The organism is Spirosoma sp. (genome assembly GCF_026391055.1).
In the GTDB taxonomy this organism is placed as follows: domain Bacteria; phylum Bacteroidota; class Bacteroidia; order Cytophagales; family Spirosomataceae; genus Spirosoma.
On sequence record NZ_JAPLET010000022.1, the window covers coordinates 75,130 to 97,655 of the forward strand.

A 22,526-nucleotide genomic window follows, 5' to 3' on the forward strand; every position below is an offset into this window, starting at 1 on the left:
CCGACGTCCAGGATCAGGATACTGGACGTCCAGTAATCGGTTTGGAGCGCAAGAGAAGAAACATTCGTGCTGATTTGCCCGCTCATCCCTACTACTAGGCTGTTCGTATGCAAAAATCATTCATCGCTCTCCTCCTGATAGGATCGCTCTGCGGATTTCCCGCACCATCCTGCGTTTATAGTCAACCGACCAGCAACCACTCCATTGGAGTACAAATTAAGCCTAATGTTGAACTCCTGGGTTTTGTGTACTTTCTGGGCTACGAAGGCGCGCAACTTGAAACCCATGATTCGTACCTTAAAAACCGTTCCATCAAACGAAGTGAGTGGTATAGCTACGGGTTCAGTGTCTATCAACATTACAAACGTTACCAGTCCAGCCCGCATCTAGCCCTCATTATGCGGTATGCCGAGCGAATTTGGCTCGACTATCTCCTCAATTTGTTACTCCAGTTAAATGATTTTCCCCATGCGCAATTGAGTGCTCAGATCCAGGAACGCTACTATCTCCGGTTTTCGCCCACCAATGACCCCCAGGAAGCTCAGCGAAATGCCAGCCAGTTTATTGATGCCATGAATCAACTCTATGGGGAAGTTGATTTCGATAGCTATCTGCGCAGCAGCACCAAGCTCTATAATCAGGCGCTGACTCAAGTAAAGCAGGGGTTGCCATGGAAACGATTTATTCCAGCGATAGAAGCCTTCTATGGTCGTCGCTTCGAGCAGTACACATTTGTGCCGAGTCTGACTATTCCAACCGGAATGGGCTTCGGCCTTCAGTATATGTTGGCTCAACAAGACCGAACGTTTCATGTATTTGGCCCCTTCAAACCTCAGCAATTCACCAAGAGGACAACCCTGAACATGGGCTTTGACGATCCGAAGCATCTCCTGGAACTGAGTACCCATGAGTTTGGGCATCCCTTCGTGAATCCCGTGGTTGACAGTCTACCAGCGGAGTTGATCCAACGGACCGCCTATCTCTTTGAGCCAATCCGGTCCTTCATGGCCGACCAGGGCTATACGAGTTGGAAGGCGTGTTTATACGAACACTTCGTACGGGCCGGTGAAATTATTATCGCCCAGAACCTGGGGCATCGCCGGCAAGCCGCCCGATTAAAAGCGCACTACCTCACGAATCGACACTTCATTTACCTCCCAAGCATTCTTACTGAGCTGGATAGCTACAATCAACAGCGTATTTATTTCTACCCACAGGCCGTCAAAAAGGCCATGCATCGGCTAGTAGAATGGGGAAGTCATATCCCCTATAAGCAGGTAAGTCATTCGATACATCAGGACAATGAATGGCTTGGTATTCAAGTGAAGGGAATACGACAAGACGGTGAAAAAATAGCGTACAGCCGAGATTTTCCAGTCCAAAGACTAACAGCCTCCCAACGGGACTCGTTGAAAAACCATGTTCTTGACTCACTTGGGATCAAGTCGGCAAAGGTTGTTATATCGCCTAGTCCCTCGTCAAATGCGGACGTTATGTTTGCTTGTCGCTCCTGCGGTCGAAGAGGTAATTTGGAAGTCTATGGGGACAATTTTGTCGCAACGCGTAAAATTAATGCTCGTCGGGGAGCCAACTACCGGTTTCCCATTCATTTGCGACTGGGGGTGGGCGATTACCGATTAATTTATCGCTCTTGGCTGTCAAAGCCTTTAGAAACTTGCTTTCGAGTTAAATCTGGTTCGCAAATTCTGGTACAAATCAAGTAACCGGTTAAAATCAGTCCAACTGTAGGGAATGGCAATATCACTACCCCGGAGAACTTTATTTTTTATTCATCTCAGCAAACCCTACCTAATAAGACGGAGAAACGTCTATGTATATGCCGTTTTGATTATCTAATGCTTATGGGCCATTGGGTATCGGGATATGAATCCGTCTTCAAGCAAAAGAGGTAATGACGAAGATTCGGGCTTTACAACAAGCTACTCAATCGGTTAGCCATTACTTTAATACCTACTTTTTTGAGGTTTTCCAAGACTTGTTCTTGTGTCATGGCTGGCTTCTTTAGGTAGGATATCTGTTGATAAAAGGCCCTGATGGCCTTTCTGGGATACAGATCGATCAGGTTGGCTATGAACTCGTCAGAGTGCTGGGCTTCGAGATCGAATTGGCTCAATATGGTACTGGGGACGTCCTTGAAACTAGCTGTTACAAGGACGTCGGCCTGGCAACGAATCGCTGCTGCCAGTACGTGGCAATTGTCTTGGTCAGGTAGATCCAGGGAGTCAATCAACGCTTCGTAGTGAATAACGTTCTAAGTTTACACTCGGTATGGTGATTCGCAACGTATCATGAATTAAACTGTACGTACTACAGCCCGTTTACCAGGCAAAACCGGCTTACCTAACAGCGTGCTCCGTACTCCGGTCAACTTTTGCAACAGCCACACCACTCAAACAACAAATCTTATACACACTTAAAACTTTGCATCTTTGATTATCGCAGGAATAATGGAATGGAATTGGCTTCTTGGCATTCATAATAGCCGTACTTTATTACACTTTTCAATTAATAAAATGCTCGGCTCAACTCGTCAAGAGCTTCTGTTTCAGATCAAACGTTTGTCCCGCAAAAACGATCAGGATCTGGTGTTCGTCGAAGGCTCGTTTTACCGCCATGATCGCTTCGCTGAGGGCCGCGTGCGGATTGGTTGCCGTTGGATTGATCCAGAACCAAAGCACGAACTGAATGTTGGCATCGGCGAAGTGGCGGTAGTGTAAATCGACCGGATGATTTTTTAGCACAAACGGCAATTGAGAAACGGCAGCTTTGGCAATTTGCTGGGCGGTGGCCAGATCATCGAGGTACGAAACCCCCGCTGCCAGTTCGATCCGGCGCTGACCAATGCGGGAGAAGTTGGTAATCGGTTTCTGAAAAACGTCTTTGCTGGGGATTTCTACGGTTTGTCCCTGCCCATTGTCCATCACGATCGACCGCAGTTTAATGTCGAGGACTTTGCCTGTGTAGCCATTCGTTTCGACCGTATCGCCCACCTGAATGGGGCGGGCGAGGGCAATCATTGTCCCGGAAATAAAATTGGCGGTTAAATCCTGAAAGGCAAACCCAACGGCCAGTGCAATGACGCCGGCCCCAGCCAGCAGCGATGTAACGGTTTTGTCGAGACCCAGAATCCCCAGCGCGATAAACAGACCGATAGACACGACAACGAACCGCAGCACGGCCCCCGTTAAGTTAATGACCGACTCATTGGTGCTAACCCTTCTCAGTCCGCTTATAAACCCCCGGCTGATCCATCGGGACAGAAACGTAAATAAAACAAAGACGATAATCGCCACGGCCAGTTCGGGTAGATAACGAATGGCGTTGCGTAACCAAAGCGAAAGTTCAGCGTAAATAAGGCCGGGGGCCTGAGAAAAATCCATAAAGTCCAAGTTACAATTGTAGCCGAAGAACGACGCAGGGCGGGATTCTGTTTCATTGGCAGGACCATTCGCCGTATCTTTGTGGGCGAGTTCAATTGACTGATGATGAAACCTACTGCTGCTGTTTACCTTGATAATGCCGCTACTACCCGGCTCGACCCCGAAGTTCTGGATGCTATGCTGCCGCTCTTGACCGAGCAGTTTGGCAACCCATCGTCTATCCATAGTCATGGGCGGACGGTGCGTACCGCTATCGAAAAAGCACGCAAAACGGTAGCCATGCTTCTGAATACATCGCCCGCCGAGATTTTCTTCACTTCGGGCGGTACCGAAGCGGATAACACCGCCATTCGGAGCAGTATCGAAACCTATGGCCTTACCCACGCCATTACCTCGTCCCTCGAACATCATGCTGTGCTGCATACGCTGGAACACCTGGCAAAACAGGGTGTTATTCAGTTGAGTCTGGTCAATATTGATGAAAAAGGTCATATCGATCTGGCTCATCTGGATGAGCTGCTAGGTGCGCATAAAGGGCGTTCGCTGGTGTCGCTCATGCACGGGAACAATGAGATTGGGAATTTGCTGGACCTGAATCGGGTAGGGGACATCTGCCGGACGCACGATGCTATTTTTCACTCTGACACGGTGCAGACCATGGGCCATTTTCGGCATAACCTGCAACAACTTCCGGTCGACTTCATCGTGGGCGCGGGGCATAAATTTCATGGGCCCAAAGGCGTTGGCTTCCTGTATGTCAATGCCGAACGGGTAAAAATTCATCCCTTCTTGTACGGCGGTGCTCAGGAACGTAACATGCGGGGCGGTACCGAAAACGTATACGGTATTGTCGGGCTGGCGAAGGCGCTTGAGATTGCCTACCGCGACATGGACACCCACCGTCAGCACATTACCTCGCTGAAAAGCCGAATGATCGATCAACTTCGGGCCAAAATGCCTGATGTGCGGTTCAACGGTGATTCCGGTGATGTAGACAATAGCCTGTATACGGTACTCAATGTAAGTCTGCCAGCATCTGATATGAGCGATATGCTGTTGTTCAGCCTCGATATTGCCCGGATTTCAGCCTCGGGCGGTTCGGCCTGTTCGAGTGGCTCCAATGTAGGTTCGCATGTGCTGGCCGCTTTACCCGGACTTGACTCAGATCGGGGCTATGTACGTTTCTCGTTCGGAAAATACAATACAGTAGAGGAGATCGACTATGCCGTTGATACGTTAGTTGGCCTGTATCAGAAAGAACTGGTGAAGTAATTTTTAGGCTAGATTGTTGGTCTTTTTATCTATTATATTGATATACTATAAATGATAAATTGACCGTTCTCTGAGAAACGATCGAACGGTCATGAAACGTAGTGTACTACTCAGTCTAATCGGAATTTTTTGCGTTGCAATCGGTGGTGTATCGTGCCACGATAATACCCTGAAACTTCCTGAACCGGCAGCCTCGCTGGAGGGAGCTTATGAAGCAAAGTCGCTGACCGGCCCATTTGTAATCAATGGTGAGACGGTCCGGTTATCACTGAAACGGGTTTCACCCGATTCGGTAGCCATTACGGTGCGTGCCTTTTCGAACGGACAACCCGGCGACAGTGTTTCGCTCGGGAGCGCTATGGTAAATCAGGAATTTCAATACAATTGTGTTGCCTATCGAATTAAGCTATCGCCAGTGCGGACGAATGATGAGTTGCTTATGACGTGCAGTGCAGAAAACATTTTTAACTACCAGTATGTCTTTTCGCTGAGTGGTCGACAAGTGACCCGAGCGGTCAGCTTCAAGCGGATTTAGTAACACCGGCGCCCCGAAGTACCGGAGCCTGGGATTTAGATGTTAGGAACACTTATTGGTTTGATGAGTTGATAGACTTATGTAGGGTGACCTTAACGGTGCTCTGCCTGATGCAAACCAACTCAACTCATGACCATCGAATTATATAAAGCCCCGGACGCTAACAACCCAACCGAACATCCTGAATCGCCTGTGTCCAACGTAGCTGGCGAGCTTCCTGATGATGAGCCGAGTCTGGACTTCGGGAATTTACTGGGGACTTTTTCATCGCGGGAAGATGCCATTGCGCATATCAACCAGCAGGCCACCGATCAGGGATTGGCCGTTCTTGATACCCAAAGTTCCCCATATAACGAATATACACACGTAGAATGGCTGACGGTCATTGTTAAACAGAAAGACCAGTCAACCCAAAACGAAAGCTATTACCTGGTCACAGATGAAGGATATTGAGTAGTGGAGTGGTTGATTGGTAGAGTGGGAAATAGTGGAGTAAAGCACTTGCCAGTTGCTATTTCCTACTCTACCAATCAACCACTCCATTAAAACAGCTTGGCCACACCGAAGGCGGCTGCTGCGGCTAGTGCCCCGATAAACATGACCTTGAACGCACCACCAACGGGCGGTTGTCCAGTGACTTTGCTTTTGAAATAGCCGAAAACAAACAGGCAAATCAGCGTTAACCCGCAGGAGTATAACAGGGCCTCCTGAGGTACACTATTGAAAAAATAAGGTGCCAGCGGCACCAGACCACCCGTAACGTAGGCCAAGCCAATGGTTAGGGCACTCTTCGTTGCCCGGTTGGGGTCGGGCTCCTCAAGACCCAGTTCATACTTCATCATGAAATCGATCCACTTTGTTTTGTCCTTAGCCAGCTCATCGGCGATGGCTATCTGGAGGTCGAGTGGTAAACCCATATCGGCAAATACTTCCCGAACTTCTTCTTTTTCGCGCTCCGGAACGGTTTCAACTTCGAGTACCTCCCGCCGACGCTCCGATTCATAATGGTCGGCTTCAGTGCGTCCTGCCAGATACCCGCCCAGTCCCATGGCAATAGACCCGGCAACGATCTCGGCAATGCCCGCTGTAACGACCAGCGTCGAACTGGCAACCGCTCCACTAAGCCCGGCTGCCAGCGCAAACGGGACTGTCAGCCCGTCCGACATACCAATGACGATGTCCGAAATGAAATCTGAACTACGAAGGTGCTGTTCGTGGTGGGCTCCGTGTGGGTGACTGTGCTGGGCGTTGGTCATTCGCTTTTATGGACTCGATTACGGGAAATAGGGCAGTAAGGTAATCAGGCGAAGCCTTTTTTTGACTTCTCCTGTCACCTTTTTGGACTGACCTACCCAGTTGGGGCTACTGCCGGCTAAGTCAACTCAGGGCAAAAGCATAAATGAGGTAAACGATAAGAAAGCCAAGCCCTGCCAGTACCAAACCGCTGATCCGACGCTTTTTTAGGAACAGAAGCAAAATAAGTCCCGTCGCTGAAATAAGCGTCATGAAAATGGCGGAACCGTCAATCACCCACCCCCATGATTTTCCGGTATCCCGGCCCTTGTGCAGGTCGTTCAGTACGGCCACCATACCCATTCGGGTTTCGGTAAGCTGGTAAGATCCGTTATCCCGCTTCACGACGGCGTCAGCGGTATAGCCCGGCCCCCGGAAAGATACCGATACCTGATCGGTTTCCAGCCGCATATCGCTCACGGCTCCTTTTACTCCGTGGGTGGTGCGAAGGTGTTCGACAATGCCCAGTTTATTGATGGCGGACGTATCGGCGGTTTTTACCCAGATCAGCGGCACTTTGCCGGTAAACTCATTCGTGCTGAACTGGTCGTCGAACCAGTCGGCATGGTTGAGCGTCAGTCCCGTAACGGCAAAAAACAGCACGATCACAAAACTGATCATAGACAGGTAAATGTGTAGCCAGCGCGTTACGGCGGCAATCCGGCGTTTTGCAGCCGTATTGTTCCCTGATTTGGAACGGACGTCGGATGGCTCAGCGGGCATCGCTTTTTTTGCGATAGTCCAGGGCTGCGGTTGTGATTTCGACATTGCCGGGCAGCGACAGTTGTTTAGGTTTTCCGTTAAAATCCATTTGCTGCTTAATGAGCTGGTAAGTACCGTGTTCGCGGGCAGCTTCGATAAAAACCGTGTAGTTACCCTGCTTTACAAACTGTCCGGCGTTATCCTTTCCATCCCAGCTCAGGGTATACGCCCCCGGCGAGCGGGTGGCGCTGGTCACCGAAGCCGAAGCTGCTTCGAAGTCGGGGTTACGGCGCTGGGCGTACCAATCCCGTAATTCGGGGAGCCAGCGCGGTTTGTTATACCAGAGGGCCAGATTACGGACGGGATTCCCTTTCTCATCTTCTATCCAGATGGCCACAAACGGGCGGTGCGAACGGCCGGGAAACTGCGGCAGCTCTAAGCTGATCAGCACTTCCTGATCGGGATTCCAAAGCTTGTCTTTTGTTGGCGCAAGGTGCATCAGACGGGCCGTTGTCAGGTCGCTGGATACCGGGATGGCGGTTGCTTCCCAACCGGGGCTTCGGTGCTGCTGCCCGTTGCTGGTAACGATGAAAAATTCGGTTCCCGGCAGGGTAGCCGCCAGTGCCTCGCTTTCGGCCGGTGTCAGGATGCTGAAGGTCGTTGCCAGTGCGCCTGCCGTCACCGCATCCGGATGAACGACCGTGGCGCTGGCAATGGCATTGGCTGGCTGGCCCGTTCGCGGGTCGACAATGTGCGAAAACCAGTCATCGCCCAACTGAATCCCCCGGCGGTAATTGCCGCTGGTGGCAACGGCCCCGTTCTGCACGGCAAACCGGCTTAGGAGTGCGTGGTTTTCGGCGTCGGCATGTGGATTGGCTACGCCGACGGGTTCTACCCAGTTCCCCCGAACCACCAGATCGCCACCACCGTTGAGCACAACGCCCTGAACATCGGCAACGGAAAGAGCCGCTTCGGCTGCCCGTTCGAGTACGTAGCTTTTCGCGAATGTATGCAGCCGGAGGGGAGCCAGACTGAGCCGCGTTGCCGTTTGCTGAGTCGGATTCAGCCGCCAGTGGCGTTGTTGGGCGTTGTTTACTGCGTGAGCCAAGTCTGCTTCGGCAGGTAGCGTGCCAGTTGTTGCTACACGCTGCCAGACTTGACTGATGGACTCTGCCCCGGCGTTAATAGCCCCTGCTGTTCGGTCAAACCACGCATCGAATTGGGCTAATACGGCAAATAAATCCGCCGAAACGTGGGTTGTAACGTTATCGGTTGCCGCCCAGCGGCTGAATTCGCTTTCTGGTCGATAACTGCTTAATATCTGGCTTAGCCGTTCGATTTCGGTTAACGCGGCCTGCTCGGCCTGTCGGGCTGCCGCCAGTGTGGGGGCAATGGCTTTAATAACGAGCGATGTACCCAACACGTTTTCAAGCTGACTGATATACATGCCAGCGCTTGGGCTGGGAGCTGTTGTGGTTAGGACCGGGGCCATAAGGCTCAACCCGGCCATGCCTATTTTTACCAAAGTCATTTGTTTAGTTGTCTAGTTGAATGGATCAGGCTTTGCAACGCCTTCGTACGGGTGGTGAATGTGCAATAGTCGAGCCGTTTCACAACCAAAGCACAGTCGACCTGACGGGTACGAAAGTGCTATGGTTTCGATAGATCACAAACTAAATCAGTCCGAATGACCTTTTTTGGCGGCTAGGTCGACCTTTTTTTTGCCTGAAAGACACAAAAAAACGGGTGGTTGAAGTAGTTGGTTTGCTCCTTCAAAAGCAACCAGCAGTCGATAGTAGCTCACCGGACTCTGGGCTCAATCATATCCCACAGATTCCCGTACAGATCTTCAAAAACAGCAACGGTACCGTACTCTTCCTCCACCGGGCCACGTACGAAGCGAATGTTGTGAGCGAGCATGCTGTTGTAATCGCGCCAGAAGTCATCGGTGTGAAGGAATAGAAAAACCCGTCCGCCCGTCTGGTTACCCACCCGGCTCTTTTGTTCCTCACCGGAGGCTTTGGCCAGTAATAAACCGGTGCCGGTCGAGCCGGGCGGGGCAACTCGTACCCAACGTTTGGTTTCGCTCAAGGCGGTGTCTTCCAGTAAAATGAAGTTGAGTTTTTGGGTATAAAACCGAATGGCTTCGTCATAGTCATCAACGACTAGCGCAATGTGGGCAATTTGCTGTTTCATTCAGAATTGGTAGACTAAAAAGGCATGTCACTCTGCACTCAACTCCTTTAGTTTGTCTCTCAGTTCATTTCCCCGCAGGTCTCTGGCCAGAACAATGCCGTTTTTATCGAGAAGTACGGATGTGGGATAGCCCGTAAGCGGGTAGGATTCAACAAGTTTGTTGGTTTTGTCGGACAGGATTTGTGGCCATTGTACATCCTGTTTTTTTATGAACTTCGTCAGCCGTTCCGGCGAGTCCTGAGCGATACCAATAAATTCGAACCGGTTTTTATCAAGTCCTGCATACAGCTTTTTCAGATTCGGAATATCGTCAAGGCACCCCTTGCACCAAGTTCCCCAGAAGTCGACGTACACATACTTGCCTTTATAATCCGCAAGAGTGATGGGACGTTTGGACGTAAATTCCCGCTCAGCAAAGGGTTTGAACGGATAGCCGGCCTGTAGCGAGTATTCCTGTTTGCCTTCAACGGCAGGCTCTAATCGTAACACGTTGTTGTAAAAGTCAACCCCCTTATTCTTATAGATAATTCCGGCCAGGCGAACGTTTTCATTGATCTCAATCAATTCGTCTTCAGAAAGACGCTCATTTTTGGATAAAGACGATAAGTCAGCAAGGCCAATAATGTCAAAGTCGGGCCTGGTGAAACCAAAACTAACTGCCAGATTGTACGTGTTGCCGCCACGTTTGAGTGTAGCCTGAGCATACTGCGGGAAATTGTAAAAGAAATCACTTCCGAATGTCTTCACCAACATTGGTAAGGATGCCTTTAGTACCTTCCCTTTTCGGTAAATCTCGTAGTTGATAAGCGTAAGCTTCTTATATGAGAATGGATTTTTACCCTGAATAACTTCGGGGTAAAAAGCTGTTTCGTCACTGAAGTCAAGATTATTGTTTGTGTCAATCATTACGGCCCATTTACCCGCTTGTTCATCGAATCCTCTTAGCGTATAAACATAGCATTTAATCGGTTCTCTGGAAAGTTGGCTGGTATCTGCCGTCAATTTCCAGTATTTCCGAAATTCATTATACTGCGATTTTGTAAACGTTCCCTGAGTGAAATTCTGATAAACGAGCTGGTTCGTGTTTAGCCAAACCATTGCCTTATCGACATTTATCCAGTTAGCCGGGATTCCCCTCACATTCAAGCACATTTTACGCCATGGCTCTTGAGTATCCGGGTTAGTTTGACGCTCGTTACCTAATTTTGAAAAACCCGGATTAAATGGCCCATAACCGTCAACTAACGTAAGGGGAAGGGTTGCCGGAGTAGCCTTCTCTGCCTGGTGGCAACTGTAGAGGACGCTAAAAATCAGCAACAGAGAGAGACTAACCGTTTTCATGAGGAGGATAGGTTTAGGTAAGCAAATAAGCAAAACGGGCACAGAGTTTTCGCTCCGTGCCCGTTTTGCTATCGTACGGTTTTTCAGTACGTTACCTGTCGGCGAGTTGTTCGTTGCCAACCCACCGCTGCGCTACGTTCAGGGTGTACTCCAAAAACGCTTTTGCCGTCCGCTCGTATACTTCATGACCGTAAAAGATGCCGTTTTCATCGATGTTCTTGTCCGTCTCGTGCGACTCGTACAGCTTCGGCGAAATGATGGAGTAGCTGTTTGTGAAGCTGATAATTTTATTCACCACCGTGGTCATATCCAGCGCGGGCTGGCGGCCACCCCGGCCGTTGGAGATACCCACCATGGCAAACACTTTGTTATCGAACAGTTGCTTGAAACCCGGACCGCCCAACTGATGGATGGTGTTGGTGGCCTGTGGGGGAGCCGTCCAGTTGTATTCGGGCATGGCAAACAGCACCAGATCAGCCGATTCCCAGGCGCTGATGAGTTCAGCTTGGAAGGGCGTGAGGGCGTCTTTTTTTACCGATCCCTGGCCAACATACGGTATATCATAGTCTTCGAACGACACAATCGAAACCTCGTGCTGCCCTTCGCTAACCAACAGGTTGCGGATATAGCTAACAAATCGCAGGGAGTTGCTGTTTTTGCGTGATGAAGTAGAAATCAGCGTGATTTTCATTTTTTCAATTCAGTCAATTTGATAGGAAACCGATGTGTTAAGGCTTTAGTTTCAGCCGATAAAAGCTGGCCATCATTGCAACGGACAGCGTAAAGAACGGGTCTATTAGTGCATACTCTTAATGAACACGTACGATGGTTAAGTTACTGCCGGCTCTGCTATTACTTGTCGGTTTTGCCCACGGGCAATCGCCAATGGCGTTTATTCGCCTGGACTCACTACCGGAAGTGCGTTCTGACACGCTTTTTCTGCAGGAGATTCATACGCCATTCAGGCGTTCACCCGGTATGATGCCCACGAGCCGACCGAGAAACTCCTTCTATCGGTATCCAACTGATCTTCCCAATGTGGTGCGGGCTACGCTGGATAATATGCCCGTAAAAGTCCCGGATTCATCCACGTACTACACCATGCTGCGGTCATTAAGACAGCCCTATAGACTGGTTGAACCACCTGCTCCGTTGCCGAAGATGCTGCCGCCAACCCTTCCGAAAAAACATTGAAGAGTGGGGTACAGTCAATCTGATTCGGTTCGGATAAACAAACACCATCTCCAGGAAATGGTGTTTGTTTATCCGAACCGAATCAGACGATTACCGTCTAGTTAGTACGATAACGCCTGTGCCAGGTCGTTGATCAGGTCCTCGGAGTGTTCGAGACCAATGGAGAGACGTAGCAGATTTTTTGGGGTGGCGGAGGTAGGGCCTTCCACACTCGCCCGGTGTTCAATTAAACTCTCGACACCGCCCAGACTGGTAGCACGGGTGAATAGTTTCAGTTTGCCAATAAACTGAATGGCTTCATCGACCCCGCCCTTCACCTGAACGGAGAGCATGGCACCCGGCCCGTTCATCTGCTGGTGAATCAGCGCCCGGTCCGGATGATTAAGTAAGCCTGGGTAATGAACTTTTTCTACGGCCGGGTGCCCATCCAGAAATTCGGCTACGGCCTGAGCCGTCAGACTTTGTGCCCTCACGCGAACGCCCAGTGTCTTAAGTCCCCGGCTCACCAGCCAGCAGTCGAACGGTGAGGGTACCGCCCCCGACAGTCCCTGTAATAGCCGCACCCGCTGCGCAAATTCATCATTTCGTTTAAAGACCAGCGCCCCGCCCAGCACGTCGGAATGACCGCTGAAGTATTTGGTGGTCGAGTGCATGACAATATCGCAATTCAGGTCGAGGGGCCGTTGGAGCACCGGCGTTGCCCAGGTGTTGTCGCACACGCAAAGGGCTCCGGCATCGTGCGCCAGTCGACTTACCGTCAGCAAATCTGTTATAGTCAGCATTGGGTTGGAGGGCGTTTCGCACCACACAATGCGGGTATTCTCGTGGATGGACGACTCAACGGCATCGAGGTCGCTCATGTCGACGCGCGTATATGTCAGTCCCCAGGGGTGAAAAACCTGTTCGAGCAGTGCGGGTGTGCCGTAGTAGGCATCGGTCGACAGAAGCACATGGTCGCCGGGGCGAAGTGCCTGAAAAAGCGTCATGGTCGCGGCCTGACCGGAGCCAAACGCCATACCTACCGCTCCACCTTCGAGTAGCGTAATCGCTTTTTCCAGTGCTTCGCGGGTGGGGTTGTTTGGGCGGGTGTAGGTATACTCTCCAACCAGTTCATTGGTTTCGTTGCGGGCGAACGTAGTGGAGAGATGAATAGGCGGAGCGACTGCTCCGGTTTCCGGGTTGGACTGATGGGTAGCGCGGAGAGCGAGGGTATCGAAGTGCATAAGCGGAAAGAACCGAAAAGCGGCCCATTTTTTGTATACGGAAGTTCAGGAGTTCCTGTGGCCATTACGCCATACGTTACTCAAATAGTTCGCTAGGGTGTTCTTCTTTTTTCTCCCCATTGGAATTAACAGGCTGGAATGACTTTCCTTTCTCCATACACGACGGTACTTACTGCGCAAACAGCAGCGCACCTTCTGCGTCGGGCTACCTTCGGGCCAACGCCGGATGAGATAGCGGATTTTACCGGGATAACCGCTCAGGAAGCGGTAGCACGCCTTCTTGAAAACTGCCGTTATGACACACGCCCACCCGTAGAGTTGAATGAAACGAAAGCAACCATCGGCCAGCCGTTTATGGCCTTGCCTTTCGATCCGGATCGTAATTATGAACTTGGCCAGTGCGTGCGGTATTGGTGGCTGGCGTTGATGACATCGCCGGCTGCAGCCCCTGCCTTGCTGGAAAAACTGACCCTGTTCTGGCAGAATCACTTCGTTGTAACCCGGACCGTTGTGGGCGATTACCGATTTATCTACCAGTATATTCAGTTTATCCGGGCTAATGCGCTGGGCGGTTTTCACACGCTGGTGACTGGCATGACCAAAGAACCCGCCATGCTGGCGTATCTGAACGGCGATCAGAATCAGGTTGGGAGTCCGAATGAAAACTACGCACGCGAACTTCAGGAGCTGTTTACCGTGGGTGCCGTGGACGCCAATGGAACGAAGAATTACACCGAAGATGATGTTAAAGCCGCGGCCAGAGTACTCACCGGCTGGGGCCATACCAACCAAAATGCGGAAGGCTCCACCCACATTACGACCACCTTTACCAACAGCCTTCACGATGCAGCCGACAAGGTCTTTTCGGTTCATTACAACAATACCACCATACAAGGCCGGGCGGCATCCGCATCCAATGGCGACTCGGCGGGCGATGCGGAACTGAACGACCTCGTCAGTATGCTGTTACTGCATCCACAGTGTCCTAGGTTTATTTGCCGGAAACTATACCGCTGGTACGTTAACCCTACCGTTACGGCTGCCATCGAAGCCAATGTCATCGGCCCGCTGGCCGACTTCTTTGCAAGCCCGGCCAATAAGTTTGCCATTGGTCCGGTTATCGAGAAGCTATTAACGAGCCAGATATTTTTTGATACGGCCAACATCGGCACGTTTGTTAAGTCGCCGGCCGAGTTGATTATAGGAAGTATGCGGTTTTTTAACCAGCCCGTTCCAGACATGGTCACGGACTCGGTTGCTTTTCGGAAATATTTCGAATTTGTGTTTTATCAGATGAACGACATGCAAATGGGTCTTATCGATCAGCCTGCCGTGCAGGGATATGACGCCTATTACCAAACAGGTCTTACCCGACTCTGGATCAATACAACGACCATCGGCCTGCGCGGAAATCTGACCGATGCCTACATCTGGCGGTGGCTCGAAATCAAGCCGGGCTATACGCTGGGCATCGACTTACTGGCCTGGATAACGGATAGCCAGCCTAATTTTTCTGACGTTACCGGAACCCCAGCCATTACCTGTGCCGATGTACTGCTGCGTTTACAGAAGAACCTCTTTGCGGTTGATCTCAGCCAGGTCCAAGCCGATTTTCTAATTGATACCATCATGATGCAAGGCGTTCCCCGCACCGATTGGGTATACGAGTGGAACGCCTATCGGCGACAGCCAACGAATGCCGTAAGCCGGTTTGGTGTGTTGTTGCGTTTGCAGAATCTGATGCGATACATGCTTCGCATGGCAGAGTACCACATTTTTTAAGTATCACCGGTAGCCACAGGACAGCATTAGTCACGAACCCTATTAAAAATGAAACGAAGGGACTTTCTTACGGCGGCATCGGCCAGTATGCTCCCGGTTATGCTCGATGGGTTTAGCCTGAAAGGCATGAGCCGACAGTCGGCTTTAGTGCAGTCTCTCTTGCAAACATCGGCCCTTAGCACAGACCGTGTGCTGGTTATTGTGTACCTCAATGGAGGCAACGACGGCTTGAACACTGTACTTCCACTTGATCAGCTATCGGTCTATAATGGACTCAGAAGCAACATCGCCATTCCGCAAAACCGAATTCTGGCTCTCGACGGCAACCCGACAACGGGTTTTCATCCGGCCATGAGTGATATGCGGAGTCTGTATAATGCGGGCAAACTGACGATTGTCCATTCGGTTTCGTACCCGAACCCGGATCTGTCGCACGCTCGCTCAACGGATATCTGGATGACGGGTGTTGATGCCAGCCAAAACGCTACGTCCGGTTGGGCGGGCCGGTATCTGGACAACCGCTTTCCAGATTACCCGAACAGTTACCCGAACGGGCTCATGGAAGATCCGCTGGCCATTCAGATCGGGTACATTACTTCTACGGCTTTACTCGGCAGCCAGCAGTCGATGGCCATTGCCCTCAACGACCCCGATAATTTTTACGAACTGGTTGGGATCAACGATCCGGTTTCGCCCCAGGAAGCCCTGCCGGGAGATGTCGGAGCCCTGCTTTCGTTTATTCGAAAACAGCAGAATCTGGCCGTCGGCTATGCCGAAAAAATTAAAACGGCCGCCGATGCCGGCAAAAATCTGGCCGTTTATCCTGAACCCAATGCGCATAATTCGCTGGCCGAACAACTGAAAATAGTCGCCCGGTTAATTCATGGCGGATTAAAAACCAAGGTCTATTACGTATCGATGAATGGATTCGACACCCACTCGGCACAGGTAGACCCTACCGATACGACGATGGGTGAACACGCTTCCCTGCTGGGTAAGTTATCGGCTGCGTTGGCTTCGTTTCAGCGGGATCTGGAGATGCAGGGGACGGCCAGCCGGGTTATTGGTATGACGTTTTCGGAGTTTGGGCGCCGGGCCAACGCCAACGCTTCGGCAGGTACAGATCATGGCGTGGCCGCACCTATGTTTGTCTTCGGAACCGGGGTGAAGCACCAGACGATTGGCCAGAATCCAGACCTGTCAAACCTGACAGGCTTCTACGGTAACAAGGATATTGGAATGCAGATTGACTTCCGGCGTGTGTATAGCGACATCCTGACAAATTGGTTCGGGGTGGATAGCACAACCACGGCTTCGCTGCTTTTTAGGGAATTTCCGACCGTATCGTTGTTCTCGAATACGATTGAAACGATAGCGTCGGGCAACTGGCAGGACCGGAGCGTCTGGACAATTGGGCGGGTACCACTAGCTACTGAATACGTCAGAATAAACTCAGGACACACCCTCACCGTCGACCGGTCGATTACCGTCAAACAGATCCGGCTGGATGGGAAGCTGAACTTTACCGGACCTTACACCATTCGTATGACCGGCTGATTCCTCTGTCTAACTTTTTTTGCGTTAATAGACACTTTGCCTGATCAAATTGCATTGAATTTTGTATTTACGCTACCTTTACGAAAACTGTATGCAAGCATACTAATGGCTATGAACAGAACGTATCAGTCTTTATCATTCGAGCAGGTCGATGGCGTACTGACCGTTGCGCTGCTCGGCCCCGGCAAAGGAAATGCAATGGGCCCGGAGTTTTGGGAAGAACTCCCCCAGGCGATGGATGAAATTAATCGAACGCCCGACGTTCGGTGTATTGTTTTTCGGGGTAGTGGCGATCATTTTAGCTATGGCCTCAACATTGCCCAGATGATGCCCCGGCTGGGTTCCATGACAACGGGTGCGGTGCTGGCCCACCAACGGGTTGATCTGATGGACCAGATCCGGCAAATGCAGCTGGGATTTCAGAAAATGCATGAATCGCCAAAACCGGTCATTGCGGCCGTTCACGGCTGGTGTATCGGGGGCGGAGTCAATATGATTTCGGCAGCCGACATTCGGCTTTGCTCACGGGATGCACGGTTTAGTCTGCGGGAGGCCAAACTGGCTATCACGCCGGACATTGGCGGTCTGCAATTTCTGCCGACTATCATCGGGCAGGGTTTCACCCGGGAAATGGCCTTTACCGGAGCGGATTATGACGCAGCCTTTGCCGAACGCATTGGGCTGGTCAACCATGTGTACGACACCCCCGACCAGCTTTTTGAAGCGGCTGCCACGCTGGCCCGGCAAATTGCCGATAATCCGGCGACCGCCGTTCAGGGAGCCAAACGGGTGCTGAATTACAGCCTGAACAAATCTATTGAAGACGGTCTGCAATACGTGGCCGTCTGGAATTCAAGTCAATTGCAGTCCAGCGATTTCAGTGAAGCCATGCAGGCAACAGTAGAAAAGCGTAAGGCCGAGTTTAACAAGAAAATAAACAAAGGATATTAGCCAGTACCAAACACAAAACCATGAATGTAAGCGGGATGCTGCGCGATGACGCGCTGAAAGGAAAGACGATTATTGTGACCGGGGGTGGTACGGGCCTTGGTAAGTCAATCAGCCGGTATCTGCTCCAGTTGGGTGCTAATGTAACCATTTGCAGTCGGCGTCAAAACGTGATTGACGAGACGGCGAAAGAACTGATGGCAGAGACCGGTGGTCAGGTGCTGGCCGTGGCCTGCGACGTGCGAAACACGACCGAGATCGAGAACGTCATGGCCCGGACAATTGACACCTTTGGCCGGATCGACGGCTTACTCAACAACTCGGCCGGTAACTTCATCAGCCCAACGGAGCGGTTGTCGTATAAAGCGTTCGATACTATTGTGGACATTGTGCTGCGTGGCACCTATTACTTCACGCTGGCTGTCGGTAAATACTGGATAGAGAACAAGATTCCCGGTACTGTACTGAATATATCGACGACCTACGCCACTACGGGTTCAGGCTATGTGGTGCCATCGGCCGTAGCCAAGGGCGGAGCGCTTATTATGACCAAATCGCTGGCGGCCGAATGGGGCAAATACGGTATCCGCCTGAACGCCATTGCACCCGGTCCGTTCCCCACCAAAGGCGCGTGGGACCGGCTCTTTCCCGAACCATTGGCCAGCATGATGGACCCCACCAGTCGGATTCCCCTTCACCGGGTTGGCGAACACGGTGAACTGGCGAATCTGGCTGCGTTTCTACTGTCTGATTTTTCGGGCTACATCACCGGCGAAAGCATTACCATCGACGGGGGCGAAGTGCTCATGGCGGGAGAATTCAGCCATCTGGAAAAGGTGACTAGCGACCAGTGGGATATGATCGAACAAACGATCAAACAAGCCAACCGGGCGAGTAAAAAAGAATGATGGATAATGACTAATGAATGAACGAGCTAAATGCATTCTTCACTCTTTTTCGGCACCTTTGTGCCTGTAATTCTGTTCTATTAGTGTACTAAAATTCGTTAAAATGCCCAACTGGTTTCTCGGAAAAATCCGCTATCAGCAGCCCATCGACGACTCGAACGTCGGTAGCCGAAATGAAGAGTTTATCAAGCAAAAAACGGTAACGGAGGCTTATCTGGTAGATGCCGTTAGTTATACGGATGCCGAAGGGCGGCTGTATCAGGAAATTGCCGCCAATACACCCGACTTTGAGATTACGAACATCTCGCGTATGAAACTGGCCGATGTTTTCCACATCGAAGACGGTGGGGAAGTCTGGTATAAGGTGAAAGCTATGTTTATCACGGACGATGAAAAAACGGGTAAGCAGAAGAAAACGCCCAGTGTGATGCTCGTTAACGGCGAAAACCCCAAACAGGCTTACGAACGTGTGGAGGAAAGTTTGAAGTCGGCTCTCGATCCGTTTGAGATAACGGATGTCAATACCACGAAGATTCTGGAGATTTTTCCATACAATGAAGAAGAGAAACGAAACCTGCGTCCGCTCAGCGAAGTGTTGAGTCCGGAACCCGAATCCGTTTAATATATCCGACAGAAGGCCATTCTTTACAGAATGGCCTTCTGTTTGTACGAAATTATTGACTTTCAGTGCCAAATACTTGCGTTGAATCTGTCCGGTATAGATATTTGCCTTCGTATGAAACGCACCCTGTCCCAACTGTTCAACCTCCTCATGGCCTTTGTCGTACTGCTGAGCAGTACTGGCTTCGGTTTGGTTGAACATTCGTGCCAGATGCGTGGTAAAAAGAAGACGGTAGTGGTTGCCTTCAGCGACATGAAAACCCAGCAGGGTTGCGCTATCGATAAACAGCCGATGCCTTCGGAACAACCGGTTGTTAAAAAAACGGAGTGCTGCCAGGACGACCAGCGGTTCGAGAATGTTGATATCTCATCGTCGCTGAGTCAGTTCGTCGCCAAGTTCGTTAAACTTGTTGCCGAAACGGTTGTAACTGCTGTTGCCGCCGTTCTGGTGTGGATTATTGACGTTGTTTTTGCTGAGCGTAGTACATCCATTTTCTCCTTTACGTCTCCGCCTTCCCTCTCCGGGCGAGAAATTATCACACTCGTTCGTAGTCTTCTGATCTGATACATTGATTGGTATGCTGTTTGCCCGTTTCATCCTGATGCGGGTTTGTAGTGATTTTCCGTACTCATCAACAATATCATGCGATTCCTTTATTTATGGTCTGTCCTGCTGATAGGCGGGCTGTCTCTATGCGATTCAGCTATAGCACAATCCGATTCAACCATACGTTCAACAGATACTGTTCGAGGCAGCGTTGCTGAACTGGTCAATGGTAAGCGTGTGTCACTTGTGGGGGCTACCGTGTTGTGGGCTGGTACAACGGCGGGTACGGTAACCGACGCCGATGGCCGCTTTCAAGTGCCTGCGTCGCCGGTTTCCCGACAACTGGTCGTTAGCTACGTTGGGTATCAGCCCGATACGGTGTCCGTTACAACTCTTTCTGACGAACTAACCGTGACGTTACGCTCCGAGCGCACCTTACAGGAGGTTACGGTATCTGGCGCACCGGGGCAAATCGACCGGATCAACCCCATACAAACTGAGTTTATCAACCAGCGAACCTTGGCCAAAGCAGCCTGCTGCAACCTGTCCGAAAGTTTTGAAACCAATGCTTCGGTCAGTGTTTCGTATAGCGATGCCGTTACCGGTGCCAAACAGATTCAGTTCCTGGGTCTGGGCGGGCAGTACGTTCAAACCAATGTCGAAAATATTCCCACCGTTCGCGGACTGGCTACCACCTTTGGTCTGAATTACATTCCGGGCACCTGGATCACAAATATCGATGTCGGTAAAGGGGCCGGTTCGGTTGTGAATGGGTATGAATCCATGAGCGGCCAGATGAATGTCGAGCTGCAAAAGCCCGACGATAAACAAACACTGTTTCTGAATGGCTATGTCAACAGTTTCGGGCGTCTGGAAGGCAACGTCAACTGGTCGAAACCGCTCAGTAAAAAGTGGAGTATGGGTATGTTGGGCCATGCCAGCACCCTTCGGAAGGAAATCGACCAGAATAACGACGGTTTTCGGGATTTGCCGCTTTACACGCAGATCAATGCCATAAATCGATACAAATACAGCAGCGACCGGTTTATGGCGCAGTTCGGCGTTAAGGCGCTTTACGAAGACCGCGACGGCGGGCAGCTGTCCTCATTCGACTCGCCCCAGGGCGTAGGGCGTTATCAGTATGGGAATACCACCAAACGGATTGAGTTCTTCTCAAAAACGGCTATTCTCTACCCCAACAAACCGTATCAGGGCCTGGGCTTAATTGTGAATGGTCTCCACCACGACCAGACCGCCCGCCTTGGCTTTAGGCCCTACAGCGGTCAGCAACGTACCATTTACGCCAACCTGATCTACCAGAACATTATCGGCAATACCAATCATGCCTATAAAGCGGGGATTAGTTATTTGCTGGATGATTATCACGAATCGTTAGGCAGTTTACACACAAAACGGACGGAATCTGTGCCGGGTGTGTTCGCGGAGTACACGTATACGTATCCCGAAAAACTGATTCTCGTATTGGGTGGCCGTTTCGATTACCACAATCTGTTTGGTGCACAATTCACTCCGCGTGCGCATCTGAAATACACCATCAACGAGGGACTAGCGGTGCGGGCGTCGGCGGGCCGGGGTTTTCGGGTAGCTAATCCATTGAGTGAAAATATGGGCTTTCTGGTGAGTTCTCGGGCTGTATTTATGTACGAAAACAGAAATGCCGGACCGTTTCAGAACTGGAATCTGGGGCCGCTGAAGCCGGAAGTATCCTGGAACTACGGCCTGAGCGTAACGAAGGATTTTTCGCTGCTTGGCAAGAAAGCCACGCTGGTGCTGGACTACTACCGGACGGATTTTCAGAATCAGCTTGTCGTTAACGTAGAAACATCCTCGCTGCTGTATTTCTATAATCTGCGGGATAACTACCATCATGGGAAGTCATACGCCAACAGTTTTCAGGCCGAGCTGAACGTACAGCCCGCCAAACGCTTTGAGGTGAAGCTGGCTTACCGGCTCTTCGATACGCAGCAAAGTACAGCTATGCCCGCCGGTGACACGGTGCTCTTGCCTAAAATGATGGTGCCCCGCGAGCGGGTACTGCTCAATGTAGGTTACGCACTGCCATTCGATAAGTGGAAATTTGATGCAACTCTCCAGTGGAATGGCCCTCGCCGGATTCATTACCTGCGGGAGGGTTACATACACCAGAACAACCAAAATTCGCCGGAAGATTATTCCCCAGGTTTTTATAATCTGAATGCGCAGGTGAGTCGGGGATTCAGAAGCGGGTGGGAGATTTATCTGGGTGGCGAAAACCTGACCGGATTCCGCCAGTTGAATCCCATTTTTGCGGCTAATAACCCATATGGGTCAGATTTCGATGCTGCCGGTCGGGCCTGGGGACCCGTTACCGGACGCATGATTTACGTAGGTTTTCGATTTAAACCCGTAAACTAATGACACTAACGATTCGAAATATGGTGTGCGACCGCTGCAAGCGGGTTGTGCGCGAAGAACTCGAAAAACTGGGGTTAACAGTAAACCGGGTAGAACTTGGCGAAGTGGATATTGACGCCTTACCGGGAGCCTTATCTCTCGACGCGGTTCGGCAAATGTTGCAGGCGAATGGGTTCGATTTGATCGACGATAAAAAACAGTCGCTGGTCGAACACATGAAAGTGCTGCTCATTAACGAAATCCAGCACTTAAAAGCCGAACGTCAACCCTCCGAGAACTTTTCGACCTTTCTAGAGCGGAAGCTGGGCTATGAGTACTCGTATCTGAGTGGGCTGTTTTCGGCGAGTGAAGGACATACGCTGGAAAAATACATCATTGCCCTGAAGCTGGAAAAGGTGAAAGAGTGGCTGCGGTACGACGAACTGACGCTCAGCGAAATTGCCTGGCGGTTAGGCTACAGCAGTGTTCAGCACCTGTCAACCCAGTTCAGGCAGGTAACGGGCCAAACACCGGGCCAGTTTAGGAAAGACGCTCAGGTAACAAGGCAAAGTTTAGACACCATCTGACAGTGATGTGAAGCGGGTGTAAACG

Annotated in this window: 21 protein-coding genes; 13 read left to right on the forward strand and 8 right to left on the reverse strand. The window is 50.9% G+C overall.

The genetic code is table 11. The features are described 5' to 3' along the window. Window positions 1–107 precede the first annotated feature (107 nt). A complete protein-coding gene (locus tag NT073_RS15465) occupies window positions 108–1,724 on the forward strand; it encodes a DUF4932 domain-containing protein (RefSeq protein ID WP_297375166.1) in 1,617 nt (538 codons plus the stop codon). A gap of 819 nt (window positions 1,725–2,543) precedes the next feature. Here the strand turns inward: NT073_RS15465 and NT073_RS15470 are convergent. Beyond that, complete coding sequence (locus tag NT073_RS15470) at window positions 2,544–3,401, reverse strand: mechanosensitive ion channel family protein (RefSeq protein ID WP_297375168.1); 858 nt, start codon at window positions 3,399–3,401, stop codon at window positions 2,544–2,546. 105 nt (window positions 3,402–3,506) lie between these two features. Between NT073_RS15470 and NT073_RS15475 the strand changes: the two genes are divergently transcribed. From NT073_RS15475 to NT073_RS15485, 3 genes are all read left to right on the forward strand, one after another. Next, window positions 3,507–4,673 (forward strand): cysteine desulfurase family protein, encoded by a 1,167-nt coding sequence (locus tag NT073_RS15475; RefSeq protein ID WP_297377033.1) that lies wholly within the window; start codon window positions 3,507–3,509, stop codon window positions 4,671–4,673. A 91-nt stretch (window positions 4,674–4,764) separates the two neighbouring features. After that, a complete protein-coding gene (locus NT073_RS15480; RefSeq protein ID WP_297375170.1) occupies window positions 4,765–5,208 on the forward strand; it encodes a hypothetical protein in 444 nt (147 codons plus the stop codon). Between the two features lie 129 nt (window positions 5,209–5,337). Beyond that, window positions 5,338–5,661, forward strand: a complete 324-nt coding sequence (locus tag NT073_RS15485) for a hypothetical protein (protein WP_297375172.1) — start codon at window positions 5,338–5,340, stop codon at window positions 5,659–5,661. A gap of 89 nt (window positions 5,662–5,750) precedes the next feature. Here NT073_RS15485 and NT073_RS15490 read toward each other — a convergent pair whose 3' ends face one another. From NT073_RS15490 to NT073_RS15515, 6 genes are all read right to left on the reverse strand, one after another. Further along, window positions 5,751–6,464: a VIT1/CCC1 transporter family protein gene (locus NT073_RS15490; protein WP_297375174.1), complete on the reverse strand. Its 714-nt coding sequence runs from the start codon at window positions 6,462–6,464 to the stop codon at window positions 5,751–5,753. 121 nt (window positions 6,465–6,585) lie between these two features. After that, window positions 6,586–7,269, reverse strand: a complete 684-nt coding sequence (locus tag NT073_RS15495; RefSeq protein ID WP_297375175.1) for a PepSY-associated TM helix domain-containing protein — start codon at window positions 7,267–7,269, stop codon at window positions 6,586–6,588. Further along, entirely contained in the window at window positions 7,214–8,734 is a 1,521-nt protein-coding gene (locus tag NT073_RS15500; RefSeq protein ID WP_297375177.1) for a DUF2271 domain-containing protein, read from the reverse strand. The genes NT073_RS15495 and NT073_RS15500 overlap by 56 nt, the downstream gene beginning before the upstream one ends. 269 nt (window positions 8,735–9,003) lie before the next feature. Continuing rightward, the gene (locus NT073_RS15505; protein WP_297375179.1) at window positions 9,004–9,399 is read right to left on the reverse strand and encodes a VOC family protein; all 396 of its coding nucleotides are present in this window, start codon (window positions 9,397–9,399) and stop codon (window positions 9,004–9,006) included. Window positions 9,400–9,426: 27 nt separating this feature from the next. Next, window positions 9,427–10,740: a TlpA disulfide reductase family protein gene (locus NT073_RS15510; RefSeq protein WP_297375181.1), complete on the reverse strand. Its 1,314-nt coding sequence runs from the start codon at window positions 10,738–10,740 to the stop codon at window positions 9,427–9,429. 91 nt (window positions 10,741–10,831) lie between these two features. Next, window positions 10,832–11,431 (reverse strand): NAD(P)H-dependent oxidoreductase, encoded by a 600-nt coding sequence (locus tag NT073_RS15515; protein ID WP_297375183.1) that lies wholly within the window; start codon window positions 11,429–11,431, stop codon window positions 10,832–10,834. Window positions 11,432–11,565: 134 nt separating this feature from the next. On the opposite strand from NT073_RS15515, the gene NT073_RS15520 reads away from it, so the two are divergent. Continuing rightward, the gene (locus NT073_RS15520) at window positions 11,566–11,934 is read left to right on the forward strand and encodes a hypothetical protein (protein WP_297375185.1); all 369 of its coding nucleotides are present in this window, start codon (window positions 11,566–11,568) and stop codon (window positions 11,932–11,934) included. 101 nt (window positions 11,935–12,035) lie between these two features. On the opposite strand, the gene NT073_RS15525 is transcribed toward NT073_RS15520, so the two are convergent. Next, window positions 12,036–13,157, reverse strand: a complete 1,122-nt coding sequence (locus NT073_RS15525) for an aminotransferase class V-fold PLP-dependent enzyme (protein WP_297375187.1) — start codon at window positions 13,155–13,157, stop codon at window positions 12,036–12,038. 138 nt (window positions 13,158–13,295) lie between these two features. Between NT073_RS15525 and NT073_RS15530 the strand changes: the two genes are divergently transcribed. From NT073_RS15530 to NT073_RS15565, 8 genes are all read left to right on the forward strand, one after another. Then, window positions 13,296–14,939 carry a DUF1800 family protein gene (locus NT073_RS15530; protein WP_297375189.1) on the forward strand — a complete coding sequence of 548 codons (1,644 nt, stop codon included), beginning with the start codon at window positions 13,296–13,298 and terminating at the stop codon, window positions 14,937–14,939. A gap of 48 nt (window positions 14,940–14,987) precedes the next feature. After that, complete coding sequence (locus NT073_RS15535; RefSeq protein ID WP_297375191.1) at window positions 14,988–16,496, forward strand: DUF1501 domain-containing protein; 1,509 nt, start codon at window positions 14,988–14,990, stop codon at window positions 16,494–16,496. A 111-nt stretch (window positions 16,497–16,607) separates the two neighbouring features. Continuing rightward, entirely contained in the window at window positions 16,608–17,447 is an 840-nt protein-coding gene (locus tag NT073_RS15540) for a crotonase/enoyl-CoA hydratase family protein (RefSeq protein WP_297375193.1), read from the forward strand. Window positions 17,448–17,467: 20 nt separating this feature from the next. After that, window positions 17,468–18,352: an SDR family oxidoreductase gene (locus tag NT073_RS15545; RefSeq protein ID WP_297375195.1), complete on the forward strand. Its 885-nt coding sequence runs from the start codon at window positions 17,468–17,470 to the stop codon at window positions 18,350–18,352. Between the two features lie 103 nt (window positions 18,353–18,455). Further along, window positions 18,456–18,974 (forward strand): DUF4494 domain-containing protein, encoded by a 519-nt coding sequence (locus NT073_RS15550; protein ID WP_012926110.1) that lies wholly within the window; start codon window positions 18,456–18,458, stop codon window positions 18,972–18,974. A gap of 114 nt (window positions 18,975–19,088) precedes the next feature. Next, complete coding sequence (locus NT073_RS15555; protein WP_297375197.1) at window positions 19,089–19,538, forward strand: hypothetical protein; 450 nt, start codon at window positions 19,089–19,091, stop codon at window positions 19,536–19,538. A 78-nt stretch (window positions 19,539–19,616) separates the two neighbouring features. Then, window positions 19,617–21,935: a TonB-dependent receptor gene (locus tag NT073_RS15560; protein ID WP_297375199.1), complete on the forward strand. Its 2,319-nt coding sequence runs from the start codon at window positions 19,617–19,619 to the stop codon at window positions 21,933–21,935. Continuing rightward, the gene (locus tag NT073_RS15565; protein ID WP_297375201.1) at window positions 21,935–22,501 is read left to right on the forward strand and encodes an AraC family transcriptional regulator; all 567 of its coding nucleotides are present in this window, start codon (window positions 21,935–21,937) and stop codon (window positions 22,499–22,501) included. Before NT073_RS15560 ends, NT073_RS15565 begins: the two co-directional genes overlap by 1 nt. The last annotated feature ends 25 nt before the right edge of the window (window positions 22,502–22,526 follow it).

What these genes read in the sequence shown, in the direction of transcription:
- NT073_RS15535 (WP_297375191.1), top strand. Translation starts at nt 14,988, where the DNA reads ATGAAACGAAGGGACTTTCTTACGGCGGCATCGGCCAGTATGCTCCCG.
- NT073_RS15510 (WP_297375181.1), bottom strand. Translation starts at nt 10,740, where the DNA reads ATGAAAACGGTTAGTCTCTCTCTGTTGCTGATTTTTAGCGTCCTCTAC.
- NT073_RS15565 (WP_297375201.1), top strand. Translation starts at nt 21,935, where the DNA reads ATGACACTAACGATTCGAAATATGGTGTGCGACCGCTGCAAGCGGGTT.
- NT073_RS15495 (WP_297375175.1), bottom strand. Translation starts at nt 7,269, where the DNA reads ATGTCGAAATCACAACCGCAGCCCTGGACTATCGCAAAAAAAGCGATG.
- NT073_RS15470 (WP_297375168.1), bottom strand. Translation starts at nt 3,401, where the DNA reads ATGGATTTTTCTCAGGCCCCCGGCCTTATTTACGCTGAACTTTCGCTT.
- NT073_RS15515 (WP_297375183.1), bottom strand. Translation starts at nt 11,431, where the DNA reads ATGAAAATCACGCTGATTTCTACTTCATCACGCAAAAACAGCAACTCC.
- NT073_RS15525 (WP_297375187.1), bottom strand. Translation starts at nt 13,157, where the DNA reads ATGCACTTCGATACCCTCGCTCTCCGCGCTACCCATCAGTCCAACCCG.
- NT073_RS15520 (WP_297375185.1), top strand. Translation starts at nt 11,566, where the DNA reads ATGGTTAAGTTACTGCCGGCTCTGCTATTACTTGTCGGTTTTGCCCAC.
- NT073_RS15480 (WP_297375170.1), top strand. Translation starts at nt 4,765, where the DNA reads ATGAAACGTAGTGTACTACTCAGTCTAATCGGAATTTTTTGCGTTGCA.
- NT073_RS15550 (WP_012926110.1), top strand. Translation starts at nt 18,456, where the DNA reads ATGCCCAACTGGTTTCTCGGAAAAATCCGCTATCAGCAGCCCATCGAC.
- NT073_RS15545 (WP_297375195.1), top strand. Translation starts at nt 17,468, where the DNA reads ATGAATGTAAGCGGGATGCTGCGCGATGACGCGCTGAAAGGAAAGACG.
- NT073_RS15475 (WP_297377033.1), top strand. Translation starts at nt 3,507, where the DNA reads ATGAAACCTACTGCTGCTGTTTACCTTGATAATGCCGCTACTACCCGG.
- NT073_RS15500 (WP_297375177.1), bottom strand. Translation starts at nt 8,734, where the DNA reads ATGACTTTGGTAAAAATAGGCATGGCCGGGTTGAGCCTTATGGCCCCG.
- NT073_RS15505 (WP_297375179.1), bottom strand. Translation starts at nt 9,399, where the DNA reads ATGAAACAGCAAATTGCCCACATTGCGCTAGTCGTTGATGACTATGAC.
- NT073_RS15540 (WP_297375193.1), top strand. Translation starts at nt 16,608, where the DNA reads ATGAACAGAACGTATCAGTCTTTATCATTCGAGCAGGTCGATGGCGTA.
- NT073_RS15555 (WP_297375197.1), top strand. Translation starts at nt 19,089, where the DNA reads ATGAAACGCACCCTGTCCCAACTGTTCAACCTCCTCATGGCCTTTGTC.
- NT073_RS15530 (WP_297375189.1), top strand. Translation starts at nt 13,296, where the DNA reads ATGACTTTCCTTTCTCCATACACGACGGTACTTACTGCGCAAACAGCA.
- NT073_RS15490 (WP_297375174.1), bottom strand. Translation starts at nt 6,464, where the DNA reads ATGACCAACGCCCAGCACAGTCACCCACACGGAGCCCACCACGAACAG.
- NT073_RS15465 (WP_297375166.1), top strand. Translation starts at nt 108, where the DNA reads ATGCAAAAATCATTCATCGCTCTCCTCCTGATAGGATCGCTCTGCGGA.
- NT073_RS15485 (WP_297375172.1), top strand. Translation starts at nt 5,338, where the DNA reads ATGACCATCGAATTATATAAAGCCCCGGACGCTAACAACCCAACCGAA.
- NT073_RS15560 (WP_297375199.1), top strand. Translation starts at nt 19,617, where the DNA reads ATGCGATTCCTTTATTTATGGTCTGTCCTGCTGATAGGCGGGCTGTCT.